A 5,464-nucleotide genomic window follows, 5' to 3' on the forward strand; every position below is an offset into this window, starting at 1 on the left:
ACTTCATCATCTCTGATTTACTTGTTCTGCCTTCGCGCCATCCGCCAAGCCAGTAGCTTCTTGCATCAGTTTGTTGGTAAGGACATATCTCAGACGATCGACCGTTTACTCCCGCTTGAAAGCCTTTTGACTGTGCGCGTTCCAAACGATCTCGCTTCTGTCTTTTCATAGGGTCGCCCTCTTCATTCCATCTTGTTCAATGCTGCGCTTGCTATTCGCAAGAATGCTCCCGTCCATGACGTTTTTATGAAGCATCAACTACAGCTTCGATCATGAACATTTTTTAATCAAGCACTATCGCTGCTGTAAAAGACAAACTGTGAGTCACCTCCCCCCAAAAGTGACACCGTCACTCACTCTCTTGTTGCATTGCCTCCAAGGCTTCCCAACGTTCAAACGCTTGCTCAAGCTCGTGTTCCGCCTCTGCCAATCGAGTAAGTTTAGGCTGAGTAATCTCCTGACTTTTCGAGAAAAACTCAGGATCATTCATCTCTGATTGCAAGACTTCAATTTCGTTTTCTAATGCTTCAAGCTGCGCAGGTAAACCTTCCAATTCACGCTGTAATTTGTACGAAAGCTTCCGCGGTTTACTTTTCGGTTTTGCCGTCTTTTGTTCCGTATCAGCGTGACGGTTTGATGGGGTACCTTTATCATTTGGGGTAATCGCTTTGAGGTATTGCTCACGTTGTTGCTGCGCATCGTGATAGCCACCCACAAACTTATTGATCGTGCCGTCCCCTTCAAATATCCAACTGTGGGTCACCGTATTATCAACAAACTGTCGATCGTGACTGACTAACAACAAGGTTCCTTGGAACTGAGAGAGTAAGTCTTCCAGCAGCTCTAACGTCTCAATGTCCAAATCGTTTGTTGGCTCATCAAGCACTAAGAGATTCGCAGGCTTGAGGAACAGTTTGGCTAACAGTAAGCGATTTTTCTCTCCTCCCGATAGGGCTTTTACCGGGGTTTGTGCACGTCGTGGATGGAACAAGAAATCTTGCAGGTACCCCATCACGTGGCGCTTACGCCCACCGACTTCAACTTCTGTTTTTCCTCCCGCCAAGTTATCAATCACGGTCTTTTCCGGATCGAGTTTTTCGCGGTATTGGTCAAAGTAGGCCACATCCAGCTTGGTGCCAACATGTAAAGAGCCACTGTCGGGCGTCAGCGTCTCTAGCATCAGTTTTAGCAGTGTGCTTTTTCCGCATCCGTTGGGGCCGATTAGCGCGATGCGATCACCACGCATCACCGTAAAGCTCAGCGGTTTAATTAACGGTTCATCTTGATAAGTGAATGTCACGTTTTCAGCTTCAAAAACAATTTTTCCTGAACGCGTTGCATCATCCAGTTGCAAGTTGGCGTTACCTTGTAACTCTACGCGGTTAGCGCGCTCTTGACGTAACGCTTTCAGTTCTCGCACCCTTCCCTCATTACGAGTACGACGTGCTTTAATACCTTGACGAATCCATGATTCTTCTTGGGCCAGTTTTTTATCAAACTCAGCGTTTTGCTCAGCTTCAACCCGTAGTGCCTCTTCTTTACCATCAAGGTAGGCTTGATAATTCCCCGGCCAGGATGTCAGCTTACCGCGATCTAAGTCGACAATGCGTGTTGCCATGGCGCCGATGAACGAACGATCGTGTGAGATAAATACGATCGCGCCCCGAAAGTCTTTCAAAAATTGCTCTAACCACAGAATGGTCGATACATCAAGATGGTTAGTCGGCTCGTCGAGGAGCAATACATCGGGCTCGCAAACCAGTGCCCGGGCTAATGCTGCCTTGCGCTGCCAGCCACCTGACAACGCATTGAGCGCGGTATTACCATCCAGCCCAAGGGCGCCAAGAACCACCATAATTTGGTTATCAAAGCGCCACGCATCGGCATGATCTAGCGCTTCTTGTACCTTTGCCAGCTCGGCGATGTTTCGATCGCTAGGATCGGTTTCGATCGTTGCGATCAGTTGATGGTATTGCTTGAGCTTATCGCCTGCATCGGCAAGCCCTTCCGCGACATAGTCAAACACGGAGCCTGGGCTATCTCGAGGTGGATCTTGCTCCAGTCGTGAGACTTTAAGCTCGGATTGACTTTGAATAGTGCCATCATCAAGTTGCACTTGTCCGTCGATGACCTTCATCAACGTAGACTTGCCTGCGCCATTACGTCCAACCAAACAAACACGCTCTCCGGGCTGGAGAATGAAGTCTGTTTTGTCTAACAATGGATTGTCGCCATACGCTAACTGCGCAGCGGTAATTTTAATTAATGCCATTTTGCGATAACCAAGCTTGTAGTTGTATGTGATCAAACGGCCAGCCTAACTCTGCGCTCACCTCTCCTGCTTGATTGCGAATTGCAATCACCGGAATAGTGACGCCGTAACGCTCAAAGAGCGTATCGTCAAAGGCAATATCTTGGGTTGCAAGTGGCGTTTGATAACCGAGTGATTGATAAAGTGACCAGGCTTGCTCACACAGATGACAGCCTTCGGTACTGAATAACACGAGTGTCATGCAACCACGTCCTGATGCTGAATAATCCAACAATTGTGAATATGGGGATTGCGTGCAAAGTCTTCTGGGATCGAACGCTTACTCATATTTTCTGCATTAAGTCCGGCATCGGCCAATCGCTCAAGATCCATCTTAAAATGGCGTTTGTTATTAGAGAAAATAATTTCGCCCCCAGGGCGCAACCGTGCTTTGAGAGCCAATAGTAAATCGATGTGATCGCGTTGCACGTCAAAGGTTGTCTGCATCCGCTTCGAGTTAGAGAAAGTCGGTGGATCAACAAAAATAAGATCAAATTGTTGGTCCGATTGCTCTATCCACTGCAAGCAGTCGGCCTGTTCAAACTGATGCTGACGCCCGACCATTCCGTTAAGCTTCATATTGCGCTCAGCCCACGCAAGATACGTTTTCGACATATCCACGGTGGTCGTTGACCGTGCACCACCGACCGCTGCATGTACCGATGCACTTCCCGTATAAGCAAACAGGTTAAGTACATCTTTTCCAGCCGCTTTCTCGCCAATTAGTCGACGCGTGTAGCGATGATCGAGAAACAAGCCGGTATCGAGGTAGTCATAAAGATTAACCTCAAGTGTTACACCGTATTCCTGTACGGTCATAGTATGCGCGGCACCTGACAGCTTTTGGTATTGATTATTCCCTTTTTGCTTCTCACGCGTTTTGAGCACAACTTTATTCGCATCAACACCTGTGACAGCAATGGCAGCACGCACCATATCCAGCAATCGCCGACGTGCCTTTTCTGGGGCGATCGTCTTAGGTGCCGCATATTCTTGGATCACTAAAAAGTCGCGATAGCGATCAATCGCGGCTTTGTAATCCGGCAGGTCAGCATCATAGAGTCGATAACACTCGATGGCCTCTTTTTTCGCCCATTTATCCAATTTTGTCATGTTTTTACGGAGCCGATTAGCAAAGTCAGGAGCAACGTCAACCGTCGGGGCTGCATCTCCTGCCTCTTTCAGGCCACGTGCGGTAATGGCATACGTTTTCATTACACAATCAAGGGCGCCATTGCGCAGTGCAAACTTGTCATCGGCACGCATCCGCAGACAACTAAGCAGCTCGTCCGAGCCGGAATATAAAGAGACAGTGTTACCTGCAAACGCGAGCTTAAGATGGTCACCTAGCTGCGTGTACAACGCAATCAGTCCAGGCGTCGTGCCTAAACGCTCACCGTAAGGGGGGTTTGAGATAATATGCCCTCCGGTGAAGTCTTCTGGCGGGACCACCTCAGTGGCATCTGCGACATTAAATTCGATCAATTCTGCGACACCCGCGCGTCGGGCGTTTGCCCGGGCCGTCTCAATCATACGTGCATCATTGTCTGTCCCATAAAAACGCGTTTGGCATTGGCTCACCCCGCGTTTAGCTTTAACGCTCGCCTCTGCTTTGATCGTTTTAAAAGCCTCGTCATCAAAACCAAGCAGTGATTCAAAGCCCCAACGTTTGCGCTTAAGCCCAGGAGCGACATTCGCGGCAATCATCGCCCCTTCAATCAGAAGCGTTCCGGAACCACACATGATATCCATCATAGGTTGCCCGCTTTGCCACCCACTGCGTAACACTAACGCTGCTGCATGGGTTTCGCGTAAAGGAGCCGCCCCTGCCTGAGTACGATATCCTCGTTGGTGCAAACCACTGCCAACCATATCAATACCGAGCACACCTTTATCTTTCGACAAGCGCATATGAATGCGTAAGTCTGGTTGCTCACGATCAATACTTGGCCGTGGCAGATTGGCTTTTTCAAATTTATCGACAATCGCATCTTTGACTTTTAGGGCACCATATTGGCTATTGCGAATCTCTTGGTTAGTACCGTTAAAGTCAACCGCTATCCGCTGGCTGGAATGGAAATGATCCGGCCAATTAATCGCCGTAGCGCCAAGGTATAAATCCATATCATCGCGAACCGCGAACTCACCCAGCACCAGCACAAAACGGGATGCAACCCGACTCCACAAACAACATTGATAAAGCGTGGAATCGTCGGCTTTAAATTTTACACCGGCATGGACTTGCTTAAGGCTGGATGCACCAAGCTGTTCAAGCTCCTGAGCCAACAAATGCTCGAGACCTCGAGCGGTTATAGCGAGATAGTGTTTCATTGAGTCTCTACACCCTCTGGGCGTGGTTGTCATAATGGCGCCGATTATACATCAATCTGACCCGCCCCGTTGACCCAAGGCGAAACAATCTCCGTTGAATGGTGAATTAATCGCCACCCCAGTGTTTCTGTAAAGAATCAATCACCCGATGATTATTGTTTCCCTCAGGAATCCTATCTCGGCAAACCCTGACTGGCTACGTTTCCTGGTGGAAACACGACCTAATCAAGGCGCGCCACGTCTAGCATGATGTGTTAGAAAATATAACGTGTAAGCATTCACTTTGCCTTAAGAGGCGAGTTATGGCGGGTGAGATCACAGGTTTTAGACGCACCTGTTTGGTATCAGAAACATTAATCGCGCAAAAAGAAGTGGGAATAGTGACGTCAAATCAGGGGAAAGGTTGGATAAAAGAAAACGTGAGCTGAGTGAAAGCCACTCAGCCCACTAACGCAAAGCGACCTTTTTGGCTATTAGTTTGGTGTTTAGATTGCGATAGCCGGTCGTTCATTACTTTAATCGCACCACAAAACGCCATGGTTTTATTTGCGCTCAGTTCAAAATCGGCTTCGCGAGCGAGCATGCATAGCGAGGCTGAACCGGCGTTTTCTATAATAATAAATGGCGCCCTGTCCCCGGTTTGGCTCGTGAGTTCGACAATCTGCCCCCACTCGGGTGCGGCGATCGTTTCTTGTTGCGTCTCAAAAAACCAACTTTTGGGTAGCACAGGTTTGTGGAAGCGATGGGCTGCCACTGCGTTCAAAGCAAGCTCTGCCCGGCGCGGCCCGGACAGTGACAGTAATGACAGAGGATCTGTCAGAT

The 5,464-nt window shown here is 48.8% G+C and carries 5 protein-coding genes; all 5 read right to left on the bottom strand.

The features are described 5' to 3' along the window. Nucleotides 1–169: ribosome modulation factor (rmf, locus tag BZG79_RS10915; RefSeq protein WP_077460554.1), on the bottom strand; the 169-nt coding region annotated here is incomplete at its 3' end. 180 nt (nt 170–349) lie between these two features. Beyond that, entirely contained in the window at nt 350–2,272 is a 1,923-nt protein-coding gene (locus BZG79_RS10920; protein ID WP_077575997.1) for an ABC transporter ATP-binding protein, read from the bottom strand. After that, nucleotides 2,259–2,513 carry a glutaredoxin family protein gene (locus BZG79_RS10925; RefSeq protein ID WP_021023220.1) on the bottom strand — a complete coding sequence of 85 codons (255 nt, stop codon included), beginning with the start codon at nt 2,511–2,513 and terminating at the stop codon, nt 2,259–2,261. The genes BZG79_RS10920 and BZG79_RS10925 overlap by 14 nt, the downstream gene beginning before the upstream one ends. Beyond that, nucleotides 2,510–4,642, bottom strand: coding sequence for a bifunctional 23S rRNA (guanine(2069)-N(7))-methyltransferase RlmK/23S rRNA (guanine(2445)-N(2))-methyltransferase RlmL (gene rlmKL, locus BZG79_RS10930; protein ID WP_077679743.1), 2,133 nt, complete (start codon nt 4,640–4,642; stop codon nt 2,510–2,512). The genes BZG79_RS10925 and rlmKL overlap by 4 nt, the downstream gene beginning before the upstream one ends. A 439-nt stretch (nt 4,643–5,081) precedes the next feature. Further along, nucleotides 5,082–5,464: cell division protein ZapC domain-containing protein (locus BZG79_RS10935; protein ID WP_199877740.1), on the bottom strand; the 383-nt coding region annotated here is incomplete at its 5' end.

The organism is Salinivibrio sp. MA427 (assembly GCF_001996115.1).
GTDB lineage: Bacteria > Pseudomonadota > Gammaproteobacteria > Enterobacterales > Vibrionaceae > Salinivibrio > Salinivibrio costicola.